Source organism: Paenibacillus algorifonticola, from assembly GCF_000971975.1.
Taxonomy (GTDB): domain Bacteria; phylum Bacillota; class Bacilli; order Paenibacillales; family Paenibacillaceae; genus Pristimantibacillus; species Pristimantibacillus algorifonticola.
The window spans coordinates 41,876-61,270 of sequence record NZ_LAQO01000015.1; the positions used below are offsets into that span (position 1 = coordinate 41,876).

The following is a 19,395-nucleotide window of genomic DNA, read 5'->3' on the forward strand; positions in this document are numbered from 1 at the left end:
TGTATCCTCATTTCAGCATTTCCTTAATTCGCCACCCGTAACTGGTTGAGGGTTTCCTGATCAGCCCATTTCCAGTGACTGTTTTTATGGGCTTTCGTAATTCAGGTTAAAGGGAAAAAGCTCATTAATGATCTTTGATAAATTTGCAAACATGAAGTACCGCAATTTTGGTGCAGAGGGTACGATGTAGACACCGTAGGAAGTAACAAAAAAGTCACAGAAGAGTACATCCGCAACCAACTGACAGAAAACAAGGGATATGAACAACTGTCTATGAAAGAGCTAATCGACCCGTTTACGGGTGAGTCGGTGAAAAAAGGCAAGTAAAAAGGCCCCTTTTCAGGGGCAAGCCCGTGATAACACGCGTGGCAGACTTTCAATGCGCCTTAGAGGCGCTTGCTTGTACCATACCCTTATAGGGGCTCTGATGGAAGCCACCCGGCTAAGCTGGTGGTTATGACTTGATGAGATGAGGGTGGGGAGGAGGAGCTTAGAGCTCGGATTGGAGAAGGCACAGGTCTTTGGCTCGTTGGACCGCGATCATTCTCTTGTTTACGCCCAGCTTCTCGTAGATGCTCTTAATGTGGTTCTTGACCGTTCCGGTTACGAGACCGAGCTCGCTAGCGATCTCGCTGTTGGACAGTCCTCTGGCGATCCACTCCAGAACCTCGAGCTCGCGGAGGGACAGCAGCTTCGGCTTAGTCGTGCTACCGATCGAAGAGGAGGAAGTTGGACGACGAGAGGATGAACGGCTCTTCTCGCCGTTGGCCGATCCTGGAGGCTGGTCTGCGGCATCCTTGGTTCGATTCAGCGCGCGGACCTTGGCGGCGGCTCCCCACTTCCGGTACCGGAGGCCGGCTTCCTTGCGGATCGTGTCGGCGATCTTGGTTGCTCCGCCCGAAGCGATCATTAAGGCCATCCGTTCCAAGGTTAAAGCCGCATACCCGTAATGGCGGGTCGAATCCCCGGCAATAACCGCTTGGTCGTATAGACGGAGCGCCTCGATTTGCTGCCCGAATAGGCGCTGAAGCTCGGCCGCGACGAGCAGCGAGTGTATGGCATAATGCTTCGGATTGGCGGCGGCGAGCGATTGCAGCTCGGAATGGTGTTCGCCCAATCGCGCTTTGTATCGAGCTCGTTCGGAATCCTTGAGCTTATCCCAGGATTCGGAGATTGCAATCGTATCGTACACGCGCAATTCCGGAACGATCGCTTGCATGTCTGCCGAAGGCAATCGTTTAAACGCTTTGTCCGCAGAGCGCAAGGCGGCCGGGAAGTCGCGGAACAAGAAATGGAGCAAGGCGCCGTAAGCATGCTTGTTGAACAAGAGGAAGACGGCCTCGGACTTCGCGGGACCGACTGCCGGCACGTCTTCTTCGAAGTCCTTGGTGACGACGGTCTCCCTTACTACTTCCTCAAGCGCGCCCGTCTCTGCACTGCGCATTAAATGAATGAAGCCGAAGACTTGATCCAGCAACTCAGATCTAAACGATCGTTCGCCGGGCGCCAATAGCTTGCGATAGCGTTCGATTAAGCTCTCGGCTTCTTGAAGACGCCCCCTGGCGCAGGTGAAATGGATATGCTCGACCATGGATAGACCGGTATGCAGCCTAGAGCCTAGCGGCGAGTCGCCGGACGCCGCTTGGAAGAGGAGGAAGTAAGCTTCCTCCTTCCGGTCGGTCCACAGCGCCAACGCCCTGCCTTGAGAATACTTTCGTATAACGGGATCTTCTGCTTCGTCCGGCGATCCTTCGTTATCGGAAGAGATAGCCCATTGCCTCGCGCGACGTTCTTCTCTTCGAATCCAATTCGCGAGCTCCGCGCTTAATTCCTCGACTCTTAACGACATTGTTAAACTCCAATCCCACCGATTCTACACAACTAGACTCATCATATCACTATTAAAACCGAATAAAAAGAATTAACAGCGAGTAAAACAACTTCTTTTTGCTCGAATTTTAGAACTCAATATCCCTTTAGTTACATCTCTTTTGCCGGTAAAACAACTATAATCAAGACGATAGTCTTAAAATCATATTATTTGGGTAGGGAGTGTATTATATTGATGTGGCAATTTAGTCAGAAGGGAATGGGCAAGCTGCTCGCGTTGGCGCTTGCGGTATCGCTGATCTTCGGATCTGGTGCGTTCCTGCAGCCGAGCTCGGCGGGCGCGGAACCGGTCTCGGTCGTTCCGGGAATGGTGGAAGTGGATAACGTGGCGCTCTCGAACAATAACCGGGACGTTACGATCAGCTTTAAGACGAGCTTGTCCGATTCCACTTATCTGGATAAGGATCTGTTAGAAGGAATCGAGATTAAGCGCACGGGCGAGGGCCATTACAACTGGTTGAGCAGCCAAGGGAATTATGAATTCGACGAAGGCAAGTTGATTCTTCATTTGAACAATCCGTTATCCGGCAATACGAATCTCATTCGCATCGCGAACGATTATCTGGCGGATCCAAGCGGCAATCCGCTGTCGTTGTCCAGCGCGAACCCGATCGTCGTATCGGCTCTGGAACTGGATGAATTCTATATTGTTAGCAACGTGGTGAGCGACGGGGGGCATACAATAACGTTGAATTTGAGTCAACCGGCTGTGCTTCGGGATTCGGTTGATTTAAAGAACTCTATCACTACGTCTGATGGTCCTCTTGCTTCTGAAGATACCGCCGAGTTGTCCGCATCCGGCGAGCAGGTAATCATTCACCTGGACGAGCCTTTGCCGTGGAGCACGGGCGTATACGTTAATTCTTCTGTTCTTCAATCGCCACACGGCCCTGTTGGGTCACTTAGCACTTATGTGAACCTGCGACCGGTCGGTGAACGCCGATCTCTCGATGTATTTGCCGAACAAGATCGTGATCTCTATGTTCTTGAAATTGATTCAGCAGGCATATATAACAACTTGGCCGATCTAGATGCTTTAAAGGCAGCCATTACGGTATATAAAGACTCAGTAGTGTTCGACGGGGACTTTGAGATAGTTACCATGTTTAGTAGCTATGATGGTGGCTATTTTAAGCTAAAGTTTGCATCGGAACTTCCCATGGGCTACTACCGGCTTTCGTTCCCCGCCAACTCGTTGAAGAACGTCAGCGGAATCGGAACGACAAGAGAGTTGATCACCTGGTCGGGTTACGTCGGTACCGGACCGCAATACCAAGGAGCGGAAGTATCGCAGAATTCCTCCGGCCAGACGGTCGCTTCCCTTGTCTTTGATCGGCCTATTGATACATGGTATACGGAGGAAAATAATCCGGGAGCCCTGAAGAGGAGTATAACTTATTCTTTGAAGGTGGGAGAAGACTGGATTCCGCATAACCTTGGCGCTGAAGACAGCGTTGTTTTTGAAGACAACAAACTCGTCGTCACGTTCGGCAAGAAGCTAAACGGAACTTTTCTCAAGATCAAAGTAGATTCCAGAACTATTGTAGATCCCTGGAATTTAATTACAATTGATGAGGCTATTGAGACGGCCGCTCTAGCGATAGAAAGTAAAGGGTCCCCTACCTATGGGGGGGCCGAATTCGATAATAATAACCATGACGTTATTTTTAAGTTCGACGAGCCGGTTCAAGCAGCTCCGAACGTGGATCTTCACAGAGCCTTCACCTACGCGGCTAACGACAATGCTTTGGCTGCTTTGGATTCCGATGCGACCGTGTCGTTCGAAGACAATAAGGTTATCCTCCATTTTCCGAACGCTCTGATCGAGAATCATTACAAATTCTCCATTGCGGCCGGCACGCTAGCAGATTTGTCAGGAAACGTGCTTGAAGAGGAGATAACGGTAACGGAGTTGAAACCCGCTGATCTTGATCTCGCCCATCCGGAGATTGCTAAACTTGAAGCATCCTCCGATTTGGAACTGGGTAAATCTATTATCTACATTACTTTCAATGAAACGATCGTGGATAATACCGTCGTTAACGGAGTCTCGCATCTGAAGGATTACATCGAGGTATCCACGGACGGCGGGAACACCTTCTCCGGTATTGGCGCTAACGAATGGGTTCGTCTCGAAGGGAACTATATCGTGTTCTCATATCGTGCCGGAGTCGATTCTGATTACAGAGTCAAGGTAAAGGCGAACGCCGTGAAGGATTTGTTCGGCAACGTGGCGACGAAGGACCTGACGGCGATAGGAGAGGCGAAAGGCAATAATTACCTCCAAGGCAATATTTACACCGATGCGGAAACGGTGCTGACTACCTTCTCCGACAGCCAATGGGGCAGCAATGTTTACCGAGTGCTTATTAAGAAAGGCAACGAAGCCACTAGACCCCTTTCGGAAGACAAATACGAAGTGGTGAACAATACAGTCGTTATCAAACAAGGAGTGTTCAGCGAAGGCGAGCGCTATTCCATCCAAGTGTACTCCTATGGCTATGAGAATCGTAATACCGATGGTAGCCACGACGCTATTTCTCATCATGAAACGTACTACATGACCGATCCTTCGGTTCTTTCCTCATCGGGCGGAATCATCGTTACGGCTAACGTCATAGCGAATCCGAATGCCAGGAGCAACTTCGAAACGGTTGTATTCCAATTGATGAAGGACAACCAGCCTGTTGCTAATACGGCAGTCTACACGTATCTGTATGCCGGCAAAGTGTCCGCTTATTTCAACGTCAGCAATCCATCCGATTATACGGTCAAGGCATTCGTGCTTGACGACTATAGCGGCGCCGTCGATAATGTCGGCTTGAATCTGGCTACCGTGGTATCGGAGGAAGAATTCGATATACTATATTTAAACAGTCGTCGTTAATGTAAATGGATAGTCAAGACCTACAATGATGCAGGAAAGCGAGGAATAAGCGAGTGAAGCTGCGAATAGCAAGTCTGATTGTTGTGTTCTCCCTGCTGCTGTCGGTGCTTCCGATAACGGCGCTGGCTGCCGCTGATCCCGTCGAACTCGAGGCGATCGCCGAGACGAAGACGGGACAAGCGGTGACCATTAAGGGCACCTCTAGTTTCTCCGAGGTCAATATCAAGGTTCTGCGGCCGGACGGCAGCATTCTTTATTTCAATATCGTGCCGGTTAGCGAAGGCAAGTTCACGGACACGATTACCCTAGCCGACGTGGAGAAAGCCGGAACTTATCAGGTCGTGGCGGGGCAAGGGGTGTCGGTTGATCTGATTACGTTTACGGTCGCCGGCGATACCACCGGAACGCCGCCTCAAGGAGGAGGAGGAGCTTCTTCCTCGGGCGACACGACCGCGAACTGGTACAAGGTAACTCCGGGCAGCGCCACGAATGTCGTGACGTTCGATGCCGAGAAGCTGAAGGCTCAGTTCTCCCAACTTGTCGGTCAAGGCGGCAGCGCCGAGCTTCTGGTCGACTTAAGCAAGGAGGCGATCGCGGATATGGTAGCCGAGATTCCGGCATCCGTGCTTCTGGACGGCTCCAAGCAGGTTCCCGAGGCAAAAATCGTGATCAAGACGGCCGCGGGAAGCTACACGCTTCCGCTTAGCGTTCTGGATCTGGTTTCGTTGGCCGATCGATTGGGTACGACTCTGGACAAAGTGACGATCAGGATTAGCGTCACGAAGGTTACCGAAGCGATGAGCGATCAGATCGAATCCGATCTGCGTGAGCTTGGAGGAAGCTTGGTCGGCAACGCATTAGACTTTAAAGTCATCGCCGAAGGGAACGGCCGATCGATCGAGCTGAACGACTTCGGTACGACTTATGTCAAGAGGACGATCGTTCTTCCGACGAAAGAGAGCCCGGATTCGGCGACCGGGTTGCTGTACGACCCGGCAACGGGGGAATTCTCGTTCGTCCCGGCAACGTTCGGCAACGAGAATGGGAGGACGATGGCTACCTTGTACCGCAACGGCAATAGTATTTATGCGGTTGCGAAAGTGAGCAAGACGTTCAGTGATCTGGGCAAGCATTGGGCGAAGGCCGATATCGAGCTGCTAGCTTCCAAGCTGATCGTTAACGGAGTGAAGGAAGGAATCTTTGCGCCGGATCAGACGATTACCCGGGCCGAATTCTCCGTTCTTCTCGTCAGGGCGCTCGCGCTTCCTGGCGATGCCGCTTCGGCTGACGTATTTAAAGACGTAAAGAGTACGGCGTGGTATGCCAGAGCGGTGGGAGCTGCCGTGAAAGCCAATCTGGTGAACGGCTTCGACGACGGAACCTTCCGTCCTAACGAAGCGATTACCCGCGAGCAGATGGCGGCTCTGATCTCGAAGGCGATCGTCGCAGCCGGCAAGACCGCGCCCAAGACGGCCGACCTCTCGCCATTCGGCGATCAGGCCAAGATCTCGACCTGGGCGAAGGAAGCAGTCGGACAGTCCGTGGAAGCGGGAATCGTGACCGGAACGGACAAGGGCACTTTTGAGCCAGTTGCGAATGCGACCCGTGCTCAAGCGGTAGTCATGCTTAAGAGGCTGCTTCAGTATGTCGAATTCTTAAATAAGTAGTCCGGTATGTACGTGGTTTCAGGAGGGTCTCCGTAATGAGGCCCTCTTGCTGTTTCCATCGAATCAAAATCCCCCTCTCTCCAGCGGCTTTGACCGCGGAGGAGGGGGATTCTAAATTGGAAAATCATATTTTATAGGAGCTTGGCTTTTCGGGCGAATCTCTTGTGCTGGAATTACAACGTACAGCCGATGGAGTAACTGAGAAGGGCGACGCTTGCGGCGACGAACAGGAAGGTAGCGAAGACGTATCCGGCAACGATCCATCCAAGAGCGAAGGAGGGGAGAGACATGGTGAGGAACAGAATCGCCAGAGAGTTATTGAAGCGAGTCAGCTCCACACCTTGCTCCTCCCGTCCTTCCGTACGGAGGAACGGCTTCGTGATACTGACGAACAGATTGAATTTGCCCTTCGTGGCCAATCCGATAATCTGGATCAACAAGAGAGCCGCTAGTACCCAGGGTTGTTGGAAGACAGCGGCAAGGAGAACGAACCGGACGATTCCGGTTTGTACTTACAGTTTTTCATTAGATTCATGTTGAGGTTCCCGACTACTATTATGTCCCTATACTTTGATTCTTTGATTGGAAATACTCACATAAACATTCTTAATAAGCAGTTTAGTAAAAAAAGATTTATCCTGATACTACGTTTCACTTTGACCAAAGCATTCATGACATCCAATCAGAAACACGTCCTAAATCGACGATGCTTATTTCGAGCAATCGAAGTAAATACAGGTAATCGTTGGGACGGCGATAGAAGACGCGGGAATGAGAGGGATGTCGGTAAGTATCATCAGCAAAAATGGCTTGCAGCTGATATTTCAGGAACTAACTTTAATGTCAACCATAGATATAAACTATAATGTAAGCGTGTGGTTAGAACGATTTTTGATGACACAAACTATAATGTAATATTTAGTGACGGCTAAAATTCCAAGATCACTTGATTTTACTGGGTTTATCAGACACCGACTATAATGTCACTGAACACTGTTGTCCAAAGAAAATAAAGTAGTGGAGCTAACTGGTAGATTAGTTCAAAAAAACGGCACGGCACATTAAATGTGCCGTTTTAAGCCGTTTACGCTTTCCTGAAAAGCTCTTGGAGCTGGTCCTTAACATTATCCCTACTTAATCCTCCGTGATAACAAATAACCGATTTAATGTCGAAGTCTAAATATTTTTCTAGGGAACGGAAAGCTGTGTTCATATCCGGCGTGGAATGCGGATGGGGCCCCTCCAAGATGCCTTCCACACTGAACATGGCATCACCAACAACAAGGGTTTTGCTTTGTTTCAAATAAAGACTAATATGTCCAGGCGTATGCCCAGGTGTAAAGATAACGTGAATTCCCCCGCAATACGGAAGCTCTTGTCTGTCAGCCAACGTTCTGTCAACTTTGGCCTTAGGAGAATTCTCCAACAAGTAGGCCACCACTTTCAGACGTTCGTCTTCCGGAAGGGATTCTAATTGCCAAGCCATACTATCGAGATTCACTTTCATAAGGGGCAATTTTCCTTCAATATATGGTTTATCCATCTCATGAGCGTATACTTTAATATTTCCATCAGATTCCTGCAGAATTTCAGGAAGACTGCCGATGTGGTCAATATCTTGATGAGTCAAAATGATTGCTTTCAACTTGTCCATGGAGACTCCACACTCGGTCATGGCTGCACGTATTTGCTCCAATTGCCCGGGCGTGCCGGTATCGATTAAAATAGCAGTTTCATCGTCCCAAATCAGGGTAGGATTCAATTCTTGACGACTGCCGAATACTTCAACCTGCAATTCCAGCATTTCTACTCCATTCGAAATTTTCATCATTTCTTCTCTCCTATTATATGAATTTTTACATGACTTGTACCGATGGCCAGTTGTTAAACCAAGGCCTAGCTTCTTTCGGTTGGACTTCGCCCTAAACACTCTTCTTATTTGTCTCCGTTTTATATTTTTTTATCTCTTTCACCATATAAACGAATCGGAGCTATCTAAAGATACGGGGGAGCATTCTTCAAGTTTACCGAAGTTTGAGTCAGCTTTATAATTTGTAGCAATAGGGAAAATTGGTTAGTGTTTATTTACGTTCATTCTTTAAGCTAACTGGGAACGTTAGTTTAATAAAACAGCGGTAGTCTAAGACTATATTTTCTCGTCTAGGGCTGCCGCTGTCTTTTTTGTTGGAGCCAGTCTAATACTTATTCCATGTGATCTGTCGGTTTTTAAAATTGAAAAGCCGCTTGGAGCAGCAAATCTAGTCTAATAATTTATGTTCTTCATACACCTGTTGTCCAGTGAAATAAATGTGTGGAACTAGATAAAAATGTCTGGAACCAATGTGAAAAGTGTGGAACCAGTGATAAAAGTGTGGAACCGCTAGAAAAGTCCCGATGATGGCGTTTAATCATCGGGACTTTCTTTATTAAGAAGGAGGTGTTGGTAATGCTTGGTGAGCGCATCAGAGAGATTAGAAAGTCAAATCAACTAAACCAAACAGAATTTTCAATGCGTATTGGTGTGTCTCAAGGAACTTTAAGTGAGCTAAAACAAAATAAATATAATCCATCTTTAGAGACAATACTAGCGAGTATCAAAGAGTTTGATGTCAATGCATTATGGTTCTTATTTGGTGAGAGCGCAATAAATGAAACATTCGAACACCTTAATGAGATAGAAAAATCATTAATTAGAGGCTTCAGAGACCTTAGAATTTAATTAAAAATCAAATATTTCTAAAAATCATGGAGTGTCTCAAAAAGCATGCTTTTTGAGACGTATTTTTTTGCCCATTTTTACCGTTTCAAAAAATGTGAAAAAGCGTCTTGATACGTGTCGTTTTGATCTGGTATATTTTGAAACACTTTGTGGGAGGGAATATCGATGGAACTGGCATATGCACGAGTCTCCAGTAAGAACGACAAATAGAAGGTATTGAAGTAGTTCGTGCAGAGGGCGTTTTGTTTGGAAGACCACATCTTCAGGTTGATGACATGTTCCTCAGTGCGTATCAGGAATGGCAGGCTGGCCATATTACGGCTACAGCGGCAATGCATCGGAGTGGACTATCAAAATCAACTTTCTACCGACGTGTTAAAGAGCTTCCTAAAACACACCGATGAAAAAAGTGCAAGCGGACGAATGAATCAATAGATTACGTCCGCTTACTATCGGCAATGCGTTTTCGATTATTCTTTTTCGGTCTAGGTCGACAAACCATACGACATTTCCCGGCGTCATTATCATCGTATAATTCAAACATCGTATTGGCATCGTAGGCCACGAAGGGCCTGTGATAATAGGACGAACAATCCTAGCTGAGCGACACCATCGCCCACAGCATTGCCATGTCTATTCTGGTGCTGTATCTCAGGAAGATTCAGTGCGCTCTTTTTCAAATTCTCATGGTCTTGCTGCAGTGGGTACTGCCCAGTAGAAAATTGGCATTTGTTCAGTAGGCATTAAATTAGTGGAAATTGACTTGACTTGATAATGTTTTATCATTATAATATGAATTAATTCACAATTATTTGAGAGGTGATTCACATGTTCCAAAAGGCATTTCTTAATTTGGATAAAGAGAAGCGGGATGAGCTGCTGAATAAGGCCATGCAACTTTTTATCGATCACAAGTACGAAGACGTCACGATAAAGCTGATTCTTGAAACATTGTCTCTGCATCCGGCAACATTTTACAGGTATTTTAAGGATAAGGATGATCTTTATTATGTGATATTATGTAATGTTTCGCAGAAAAAAAAGGATTTTTTAAAAAACGATGGTCAAGAGTACGTTTTCGAACTTATGGTTCGTGACAACACGGCTGAGCCATTGAATGAATTGGAAGTCAAGTTCGTTAAAACAGTAATAAATCTTCCCGTGGATGTCTTGCTTCACTTATACCTGGATCTGTTCAAAGACGAATCCATCGCCATATTCAAGGACAGTTTGCGCCGATTGAGGTACGACGGCAAGCTCCGGCCCGACATTGACGACGACCTAATTTCCTTTATATATGCGACTGTACAGTTTAATCTGATTTTATTTTACAGGGAGGCCGGCATTGAGGAAGAAGATCTGCAAATCAAGGTTCGCAAATATTTTGATAAATTTTTCCTTCATGGATTAATAAAAGACTCTGAATATGAAGAGGAGTAAGTCGAATGCTGCGATATATCATTCATAATCACCCATGATTTGGGCATTATGGCCAAAGTCTGCGGCCGGGTGGCCGTCATGTACAGCGGGGGAGATTGTAGAGGCCAGCACCTTTGTAGACTTTTTCGTCAACGAGCGGCATCACCCGTACACGGCGGGACTCTTCGGCTCCATTAACCGACATCTGCTTCTTCACAGGACAAGTCAACACGATTCAATAACTTAAATTGGAGGAGAAATTATGAAAAAACTACTGACAGCGATTCTGGCAATTGTTCTCGCACTGACCATGCTCTCCGCCTGCGGCAAAAATAGCGGCACTTCCGCAAATGAGGAATTTCCGAAATCGGAAAATAGCGGTACTTCCGCACATGAGGAATCTCCGAAACCGGAAAATAGCGGCACTTCCGCACATGAGGAATTTCCGAAACCGGTCGGAAGTTATACGGTCGGGCGTACACAGATGGACTTCAAGTACAAAGCATCAGACAATTCAGAAAGAGAACTGACGGCGTTATTTTTCTATCCGTCCGACAGCAGTGAAGGCAAGCCAACGGCAGAATATGCATTTCCGGAGTTTCATTCATTGAGGGATGAGCTTCTGGTTAGATTAGGGGCTACAGCGGGTGGTGAGCAGCTTTTTGACTCCAATTTTAAGACATGGTCTTACGACGATCTGGCCTTGTCTGAAAAGAAAAAACAATATCCGGTTTTATTCTTTGTTCATGGCGCAGGCGCTTACCCGCAGCAAGGCACTTTGTTCTCTCAAGACCTGGCAAGCTCCGGCTATATTGTGGTATCAATCGGCCATGCCGAAAGTGGTGTGTACAAACTCAAGGATGGACGAACTGTTGGTATGACAGAGGAATTTATGGACGAATTAACGAAATACGGAATGGAAGCGGCCGCCCTAACTCCCCCTGAAATTGTGACAGAGAAGCTCGAGGAAGAAGAAGCGATTGAGATTGCTCGCAAATTGACTTCGGCGCCTGAAGCAGTGAAGTTTGCAAAATATGCCGTTTTACAGAGCGAGGATATTAGATATGTCGCAGATAGTCTGTACAAAATGAATATAGGTGACATTGAATCCATGTTTAAAGGCAGATTGCAGCTTGAAATCGGTATGGGTGTGTTTGGACATTCTTTTGGAGGAACTACAGCGGCAATTGTTAGCCGTGACGATGACCGATTTGTCGGCGGTGTAAATCTTGACGGTAATATGTTAGGTGCCCTGGATAGCGACCTTAAGAAACCCTTCATGCAGCTCGGCACCGTGCTTGCCTATAATACGAATGCATTTCTTCTTGAATCCAACAGCCAGGAAACCTACTTTGCCATTATTGATAATGTGATTCATGGTGACTTCTCCGATTCCTTGTTTACTATTAAGGATGAAGCCTCCAGAGGAACCCGGGACGCCATGGAACAGCGCAATATTATTACCTCTTATACAAAGGCGTTTTTTGATAGATATATGTTGAAAAAGGAAACGGAAATTGAAAGCCTTACCTTTGACGGCGTAGAAATGATTAAGAAGCCTCAAAAGCCTTAGCATTTATTTGCCTGAATTTCGGCAGTGCATTCATCCATACCACCATGCAATAACGATTCGTCACCTTCTTACGATGTCCTCGGGTATTTACTGTAGGTATGTTCAATGAGACATCTCTAAATGTAGCTTTAAATGAACTGGTAAATATTTTTCAGATATCTGATGCCATAGGTTGACCACAGGGTATTGTTACCTCTTATGTACAACACGCTCCTAGTCATTATTCCTCCTGAAAAGAGAGGGGGGCTTACGGATTGATTGGATTAGTTCTGGTTTTTGCCCCGGCTGTTGGAAGAAAATAAAAAGTTGCGAGAACAGCTTAAGTTTTCGTATGCAGAGGTCTATCAAAAGATCTGACAGGGAGCAGTTTGCGCCGAGGCAGCTGCTCCCTCTGTCATTAATAGAGGAGGCTTTGAGCCAAGGAAGCAATAACCTTAGCTTTGCCGTACAGAACATCTGCAGGGTGTTGAAGCTGGGCGGTCCATTGGATCACGTGTAATACGGACACGGATGAAGGCATCGAAGAGACAGATGAGGCGTAATCGCTGTATCTGTCTCTTTTTTGGTCGATTGAAAATTCAGCAAGTTGACACCATGCTTTCGTCCACTCCATATCATCTCGCATCTCATAATCTAAAGTATGTTGAATAAGGAGATGATAGATTATGAGAAAAGTACCTTTGAAAAACAAAAAGGTAGCAGTAAAGCCGGGGAAGAAGATCGTAAGCCGTAAAAGTATCATTGTAAGTATTAAAAAAGCCGTTCGAATTACGCAACTTGGCGATGGTTTTGCGCGGTTTACCTTTGCACCAGTGACAATTCCTGCATTTAGCTCTAGAAACTATACGGTTAATGGCAACAGCTACAACATTATTAGTGGTTCTTGGTTTTTAACTGGCACACAACAAGGTTATGTGCTCAATAACTATTCCTCGGGAGAAAGCACATGGTTCTTCACTGCATGGAATCCATCGAACGTAGCCAGATCTGCTTATTACGTTGTTATTGCGAAGATAAAGCCATAATGTTCATTGACTGTTGAGTATGTTCTATATGACAAAAACCCCTACCACGCAAATCTACGCACAGCTCCGCGGTGAGCGTCGGAGAGAACTTTATCGACGATTTTTTTAGTGCCTATTGGCGGTGGAGCCCCCTTTTTTTAGTCCGCCGCTGATTCATTATAATAAAGTGTTGTTCTGAACAATAAAGTTTCGATTTGGAAACTTAAAACTTTATTATTCATCAAGGGTAGCCCTAAGTTATTTTATAGGGCTACCCTTGTTTTTATCTTTGTGAGATTATTAGTATGTTTCTTGCTCTAGCCATTAAGAATTTAAGAGTTTTATATATTGATGATATAACCAATTTTAAAGACAGTATTGAAAAGATATTTGGACGGACAGATCAATTCAGTAATAATGAAATAGCTATATTCAAACGCAGGCCGATTATTGAAAAAATGGGAAGATGAAGAGATTCCACGGTATAGATTATGCCACCAGATAATCGAACAACAGCAAGAGGTGTTAGAGGTACAGGGAGAAGCGCTGATGACGGGCGACATCATTATTAACGATCAAAAGGATTAGTCAGCCGGGATGGAATACGCCAATTATCATGATTAGATTGAGAACGGTTCGTTGTTGACAGTACCGTTTTGGGCCCGCAGCCAGGTTGTTCACGAAAGCGACAAGGATTTTTGACAGAATAATGAGGGTTGATTGAGTAGCGGCACATAAATGACGCTTTATGGTAACCTATAGAAATGAAATCATATACAGGGAGTGTTATTCTCATGTTGATACAAAGCAATACAAATAGTATTGAACGAATTCCGACCTCCATTACGAAGGTGCTCTTTGAGACGATAAAGTTTGGCATTATTAAGTCGAATCTCATTGCAATGATCGCAGGGCTTAGCATGGCGCTGTACGTTCATAACTTATCGTTCTTCGATAAGATCGGCAACATCGTGCTCGCTTTGATCGGATCTGCCTTGGTGATCGGAGCGGCCGGCATCTTCAATAATTTATACGACCGTGATATCGACGCCATTATGGAACGGACGAAAAATAGGCCGACTGTATCCGGAATCGTTGACGTCGGGAGCGGGCTGATCATGGGGATCTGGATCGCGGCAGGTGGCCTTGTCGCGTTGTATATTTCTTCTCCGCTTTCAGCTTACTGTGGCTTTCTGGGGCTATTCCTCTATGTCGTGCCTTATACCATGTGGACGAAGCGCAGAACCATCTATAATACGGAGGTGGGAAGCTTGTCAGGTGCGATGCCGCCGCTGATCGGTTGGGCCGCGATCTCACCTGACATTTTGCACCCCGGTGCTATTGCTTTGTTCCTGTTAATGGTGATTTGGCAGATGCCACATTTTTATGCAATCGGGATTCGTCGTATGGAGGAATACCGGGCGGCTAACATCCCGATGCTTCCGGTCGTCAAGGGTATTCGGAGAACGTACGTGCAGATGAATGTGTATCTGGTTGCGTTGTTCCTGTGCAGCTTCTTGTTCTGGTCCTTTAATCCGTTCATCGCGGCGGCGAATGCGCTCCTGAGCTTGGGCTGGTTGATCCTGAGCATCGACGGATATCGCCGGAAGCCGGAGGACAAGTGGGCCCGTTCGATGTTCATTTTTTCGCTGAACCACATCACGGTGCTGCTGCTTATGATCGTCGGCTACTCCTTGGGTGCCCCTTTGTTACATTAGAACGATTTGAGCTTTTACGCTAGTGAGGTTGTTCTTGTTGAGTTTTATGAATGAATGGATATTCATTTTAAAACTAATGCGTAGTGGCAGTGGGAAAATAATAAAGGGATTGTGATGAGGATATGGTTAAAGCAGTGGATCAAACCTCCTAAAACGAAAAAGCAATCATTTTAGGAGGTTATAACAAATGAACTTCAATCCGATTATTATGGATAACTGGAGTAGAAAACATTACTTTGAGCATTATTTAAACAAGGTCAGATGTACCTTTAGCATGACGGCAAATATTGATATTACCCGGCTGCTGAAAGAACTCAAGAGTCAGGAGATAAAGCTGTATCCTGCACTAATCCACATGATAACTACTGTGGTAAACCGCCATTATGAATTTCGCACATGCTTCAATTCGGATGGGACATTAGGTTATTGGGATCATTTATCTCCTAGCTTTACCATTTTCCATGATGATGATAAGACTTTTTCAAGCATATGGACCTTGTACGGTGAAGATTTTAATGATTTCTACAGTCGTTATCTGGATGATATGAAAAAGTACGGTAGTGTTAAACAATTTGCCTCTAAAACAAACGAACCGCCTAACACTTTCCCTATTTCTAGCATTCCTTGGGTTAGCTTCACAGGCTTTAACCTGAATATCTATAACGAGGGAACCTTTTTACTCCCCATCTTTACAATGGGGAAATATTTTCAGCATGACGACAAAATACTGTTGCCATTATCAGGGCAATTCCACCATGCCATTTGCGACGGTTACCATGCCGGGATGCTGTATAATGAGCTGCAATTACGTGCAGATACTTGTAAGGAATGGTTGCCAAACTATACCCCATTTTGCTAACGGGCACGTTAGTTGAATAAGGGAACGGCAGTCTAAAACTTTATTTTTCTTGGACACAAAACATAAGCCATGCGAGGGAAATCGGCGCATGGCTTTCATAATTATATATTTTATTATTGAAAACTATTTGCCGGGTAGTTGGAGTCCGCGCCAGCCGCTTACATCGCATTGGCCAGATTGATTATCACCCACAGCCACCACCGTGCCGTCCGATTTAAGACCGATGGTATGAGCGCAACCCGCCGCAACCGCCACAATATCGCGCCAGCCACTTATATTGCATTGGCCATGCTCATTCCAACCCACAGCAGCCACCGTACCGTCAGATTTAAGGCCGATGGTATGATTACTACCCGCCGCTATCGCCACAATACCGCGCCAGCCGCTTACATCGCATTGGTCACGCTTATTCCAACCCACAGCAGCCACCGTACCGTCCGATTTAAGCCCGACGGTATGAAGGTAACCCGCCGCAACCGCCATCATATCACGCCAGCCACTTACATTGCATTGGCCATACCGATTATTACCCACAAACGTCACCGTGCCGTCCGATTTAAGCCCGGCAGTATGCCAGTCACCTGCCGCCACCGCCACCATATCACGCCAGCCGCTTACATTGCATTGGCCTTCATTATTTCGACCCACAGCCACCACCGTGCCATCCGATTTAAGCCCGACGGTACGACGCCAACCCGCCGCAACCGTCATAATATCGCGCCAGCTGCCTACATCGCATTGGTCATGCTTATTCCAACCCACAGCAGCCACCGTGCCGTCTGATTTAAGCCCGATTGTATGAGCATTACCCGTATGGGCATTACCCGCCGCAACCGCCATCATATCGAGCCAGCCGCTTACATCACATTGGCCATATTTATTGTCACCCACAGCCGTAACCGTGCCGTCCGATTTAAGCCCGACGGTATGGCGATAACCCGCCGCGATGGAGGCCAGCGCGCCGACCAGTGTATCGCAGCTTTTGGGAGCAACGGTTTCCATAATCGAATCCCCCTTAATTCATAATTTTATAGATAGTATTGCAGAACCTTCACAAATTTTCAACGATTCGGCTCGATCGGCAACTTGGTGCCGTCAGCGGCCAGCTGCGCGGCGAAGCTGCAGATGGCTTGCGAGTCTAAAACTTTATTTTCTTTTGATAACTGGACAATAATGTTCAGTGAGAATAAAGGTTTCTTCCCTTTTATGGAGCAAAAGTGTCACAGCAGCTCCTCCAATTGTCATCTTTACTTAAAGTAAAACATTAAAGTACGTGTGCTAAGTTTTTTGAAATGGATAGTGCGGTAAATCAAGGCTTTGAGGGGTATACCTTAGTTATTGCATCAATGTTGTACAATTGAACTAAAAACGAAAGGAGGAGATATTCTTGGAAAATGTTAATCTTGCTTCTACACAGTTCCAGAGCGCAGAGCCCGGCGAAATCATTACTTTCGGCACTTATCCGCAGACGACGGGCGGCGCAGACCGTACGCCGATCATGTGGCGGGTGCTGCAAAATTCAGGCAGCGAGCTGTTCCTTTTGAGCGAGTACATTTTGGACTGCAGGCGGTATCATGATGAATTTGTCGATATTACATGGCGTAATTCTGATATGCGAAAGTGGCTGAACGATGAGTTTTATTATGCCGCGTTCAATGACTCCGAGAAGAGGTTCATCAAGACTACACATTGCACTGACAACGGAGAGGGGAGTGCAAACACTTATGACATGGTTTTTTTGCTCAGTGTTTCGGAGGTGAAAGAACTGACCTATAAACTTGATGAAGTCGCTTTAAGCGCGAAACGTCGGGCAATAGGAACGGAATTTTCCAAAATAAAAAAGGAAGATGGTTGTCACCTGTATGTGTATGATAAAACAGTCAAAGCTGACTATATCATCGAGAATGGTGAAGAATTAGGCTGCTCTTGGTGGTGGCTGAGAACTCAACTTGTTAGTTCTTCCCGTGCGTATTTTATTGGTCCACGCAGCAGTGTACGCAGTTATGGTCGTGTTAACTTAGCTCGTGACGGTGTGCGTCCCGCTTTAAAAGTGGTAGTTCCTTAGTTTTTATCAACGGATGTCCGTTTTTGCATATTTATCGCTTAAAACAAAAAAAGATCGGTTTTGGATCACTTGGACGTGACCCGAAACCGATCTTTTTTCGTAAATGATAATGATGAATAACAACATCCATAGTTATGTTAGTCTTTGAGAGTAACGGTTGATTATGCCCAAGTTGTAATCGTTTCAACCGGGAGGCGGTAGGAAGGATAGCCCTCTTTGGCTGCTTTTCCTATAGAAATCAACATGACCGGTTGGAACCGGTCTTTGTCCAGGCCAAAAGCTTCAGCGATCTGATCCTTCTCATAGCCGGCCATCGGGTTGGTGTCATATCCGTGAGCACGGGCAACAAGCATCAGCTGCATCGAAATGAGGCCCGAGTCAATCAGGTTCATGTCACGCAGGTCGGATGCGGCCATGTTTTCATAATAAGGTTTCGCTTGTTGCAATTGCATATCCATGATGTCCTGTGGCATGTATCCAAGTTCCACTGCTTTGCCGAAAATTTCGTCAATATATTCAATATTGTTTGCATCGTAAAATACTGCAATGACAGCCGAGGAGGTTAGAGCTTGCGTCTGGTTGAAGGAGGCTAGCGGTGCAAGTTTTTCTTTGCCTTCAGCACTGTCGATGACAAGGAAACGCCACGGCTGCATGTTAATGGCAGAAGGGGCACGGGAAGCTTTCGCCAACATTTCGGTCATTTCCTCCCGGCTGATTTTCACTTCAGGATCGTAAACTTTAACGGATTGGCGCTCCAAGATGATTTTATTGAAATCATTTGTTTCGTGGAATTTTCTGGTAATTTTACTCATATAAATTTCTCTCCTTTATCTATTGGTTTCAAAATTGTGCTGCAACTTATCCGCACTATGAGGATTGTAAACTATGAAGTATACTTTATAGCAAGAGAAAAACGAGGTGTTTAATATGAAGATTAGTGAAGTAGCAAAAATGGTTGATCTTCCTATATCAACTATCCGTTACTATGAGAAAATAGGCATTATTACGGATGAATATATATTGAGAGAACAGAATAATTATCGGAATTATGCTTTGGAAATCGTTAATCATCTAAATACTGTTAAAAATTGTTTAGCTGTTGGATTTTCGATTCATGATATAAAATCCATGATTTCGAAAAAAGGAATATCAAAAGATGAACAAACACGCATTATTAAAGGGAAAATATCAGAAATTGAAGACGTTCAAAAAAAATTAGAGAATTCCAAACAAGACCTTTACGACATTCTTAAATTGGACATTACGTGTGAGGATGGATTTGGGAAATACTAATTTTAAAATACAATGGGTTATGACCTCAAAGAAGCTATTTTATGTGATGCAGGAAACCCGCTATTATTCGTATTATTAGGTCTACCAGAAATATTTGGTAGGCCTTTTTTGCTTAGGCGTCATATGATGGCGGCAACTTTAAAATTAGCGAGTGTTTGTGTCCAGTTGTAGATTAGATGTGGATGTGGCTACGACTGGGAGAATGGCTTGATGAATGGAAGGTAGGATCTATCATGATAGAGATGTTATAAGCAAAGAATCAATATTGTAAACGCTTCCAAATTAATGTAATATATCGGTT

Annotated in this window: 15 protein-coding genes and 1 pseudogene; 11 read left to right on the top strand and 5 right to left on the bottom strand. The window is 45.7% G+C overall.

Going from position 1 to position 19,395, the window contains the following annotated elements; all coding sequences use genetic code 11:
• Nucleotides 1-106: 106 nt before the first annotated feature.
• Nucleotides 107-327: pseudogene (locus WH37_RS36570) on the top strand (transposase); the annotation flags it as partial.
• A 163-nt stretch (nt 328-490) separates the two neighbouring features.
• Here WH37_RS36570 and WH37_RS19590 read toward each other — a convergent pair.
• Entirely contained in the window at nt 491-1,849 is a 1,359-nt protein-coding gene (locus WH37_RS19590; RefSeq protein ID WP_046232323.1) for a helix-turn-helix transcriptional regulator, read from the bottom strand.
• A gap of 216 nt (nt 1,850-2,065) precedes the next feature.
• On the opposite strand from WH37_RS19590, the gene WH37_RS19595 reads away from it, so the two are divergent.
• The gene (locus WH37_RS19595) at nt 2,066-4,777 is read left to right on the top strand and encodes a hemoblobin-interacting domain-containing protein (RefSeq protein WP_046232324.1); all 2,712 of its coding nucleotides are present in this window, start codon (nt 2,066-2,068) and stop codon (nt 4,775-4,777) included.
• Between the two features lie 266 nt (nt 4,778-5,043).
• Nucleotides 5,044-6,444, top strand: coding sequence for an S-layer homology domain-containing protein (locus WH37_RS19600; RefSeq protein ID WP_143088571.1), 1,401 nt, complete (start codon nt 5,044-5,046; stop codon nt 6,442-6,444).
• A 173-nt stretch (nt 6,445-6,617) separates the two neighbouring features.
• On the opposite strand, the gene WH37_RS34865 is transcribed toward WH37_RS19600, so the two are convergent.
• Nucleotides 6,618-6,944 (bottom strand): DUF4395 family protein, encoded by a 327-nt coding sequence (locus WH37_RS34865; RefSeq protein ID WP_074904889.1) that lies wholly within the window; start codon nt 6,942-6,944, stop codon nt 6,618-6,620.
• Between the two features lie 584 nt (nt 6,945-7,528).
• Nucleotides 7,529-8,272, bottom strand: a complete 744-nt coding sequence (locus WH37_RS19615; RefSeq protein ID WP_046232328.1) for an MBL fold metallo-hydrolase — start codon at nt 8,270-8,272, stop codon at nt 7,529-7,531.
• Between the two features lie 618 nt (nt 8,273-8,890).
• On the opposite strand from WH37_RS19615, the gene WH37_RS19620 reads away from it, so the two are divergent.
• The 6 genes from WH37_RS19620 (at nt 8,891) to catA (ending at nt 15,736) form a co-directional block, all read left to right on the top strand.
• Nucleotides 8,891-9,163, top strand: coding sequence for a helix-turn-helix domain-containing protein (locus WH37_RS19620; RefSeq protein WP_046232329.1), 273 nt, complete (start codon nt 8,891-8,893; stop codon nt 9,161-9,163).
• Between the two features lie 852 nt (nt 9,164-10,015).
• Nucleotides 10,016-10,603 carry a TetR/AcrR family transcriptional regulator gene (locus WH37_RS19625; protein WP_177218021.1) on the top strand — a complete coding sequence of 196 codons (588 nt, stop codon included), beginning with the start codon at nt 10,016-10,018 and terminating at the stop codon, nt 10,601-10,603.
• A gap of 241 nt (nt 10,604-10,844) precedes the next feature.
• The gene (locus WH37_RS19630) at nt 10,845-12,155 is read left to right on the top strand and encodes an alpha/beta hydrolase (protein WP_231594292.1); all 1,311 of its coding nucleotides are present in this window, start codon (nt 10,845-10,847) and stop codon (nt 12,153-12,155) included.
• A 665-nt stretch (nt 12,156-12,820) separates the two neighbouring features.
• On the top strand, nt 12,821-13,180 hold the full coding sequence (locus WH37_RS19635; RefSeq protein ID WP_046232331.1) for a hypothetical protein: 360 nt from the start codon (nt 12,821-12,823) through the stop codon (nt 13,178-13,180).
• A gap of 773 nt (nt 13,181-13,953) precedes the next feature.
• The gene (gene cyoE / locus WH37_RS19640; protein WP_046232332.1) at nt 13,954-14,877 is read left to right on the top strand and encodes a heme o synthase; all 924 of its coding nucleotides are present in this window, start codon (nt 13,954-13,956) and stop codon (nt 14,875-14,877) included.
• A 187-nt stretch (nt 14,878-15,064) separates the two neighbouring features.
• On the top strand, nt 15,065-15,736 hold the full coding sequence (gene catA / locus WH37_RS19645) for a type A chloramphenicol O-acetyltransferase (protein ID WP_046232333.1): 672 nt from the start codon (nt 15,065-15,067) through the stop codon (nt 15,734-15,736).
• Nucleotides 15,737-15,859: 123 nt separating this feature from the next.
• Here the strand turns inward: catA and WH37_RS19650 are convergent, their stop codons facing one another.
• Complete coding sequence (locus WH37_RS19650; protein ID WP_046232334.1) at nt 15,860-16,738, bottom strand: RCC1 domain-containing protein; 879 nt, start codon at nt 16,736-16,738, stop codon at nt 15,860-15,862.
• Between the two features lie 385 nt (nt 16,739-17,123).
• On the opposite strand from WH37_RS19650, the gene WH37_RS19655 reads away from it, so the two are divergent.
• A complete protein-coding gene (locus WH37_RS19655) occupies nt 17,124-17,801 on the top strand; it encodes a DUF6273 domain-containing protein (RefSeq protein ID WP_046232335.1) in 678 nt (225 codons plus the stop codon).
• Nucleotides 17,802-17,962: 161 nt separating this feature from the next.
• On the opposite strand, the gene WH37_RS19660 is transcribed toward WH37_RS19655, so the two are convergent.
• Complete coding sequence (locus WH37_RS19660; RefSeq protein WP_046232336.1) at nt 17,963-18,613, bottom strand: nitroreductase family protein; 651 nt, start codon at nt 18,611-18,613, stop codon at nt 17,963-17,965.
• Nucleotides 18,614-18,728: 115 nt separating this feature from the next.
• Between WH37_RS19660 and WH37_RS19665 the strand changes: the two genes are divergently transcribed.
• Nucleotides 18,729-19,094 carry a helix-turn-helix domain-containing protein gene (locus WH37_RS19665; RefSeq protein ID WP_046232337.1) on the top strand — a complete coding sequence of 122 codons (366 nt, stop codon included), beginning with the start codon at nt 18,729-18,731 and terminating at the stop codon, nt 19,092-19,094.
• Nucleotides 19,095-19,395: the final 301 nt, after the last annotated feature.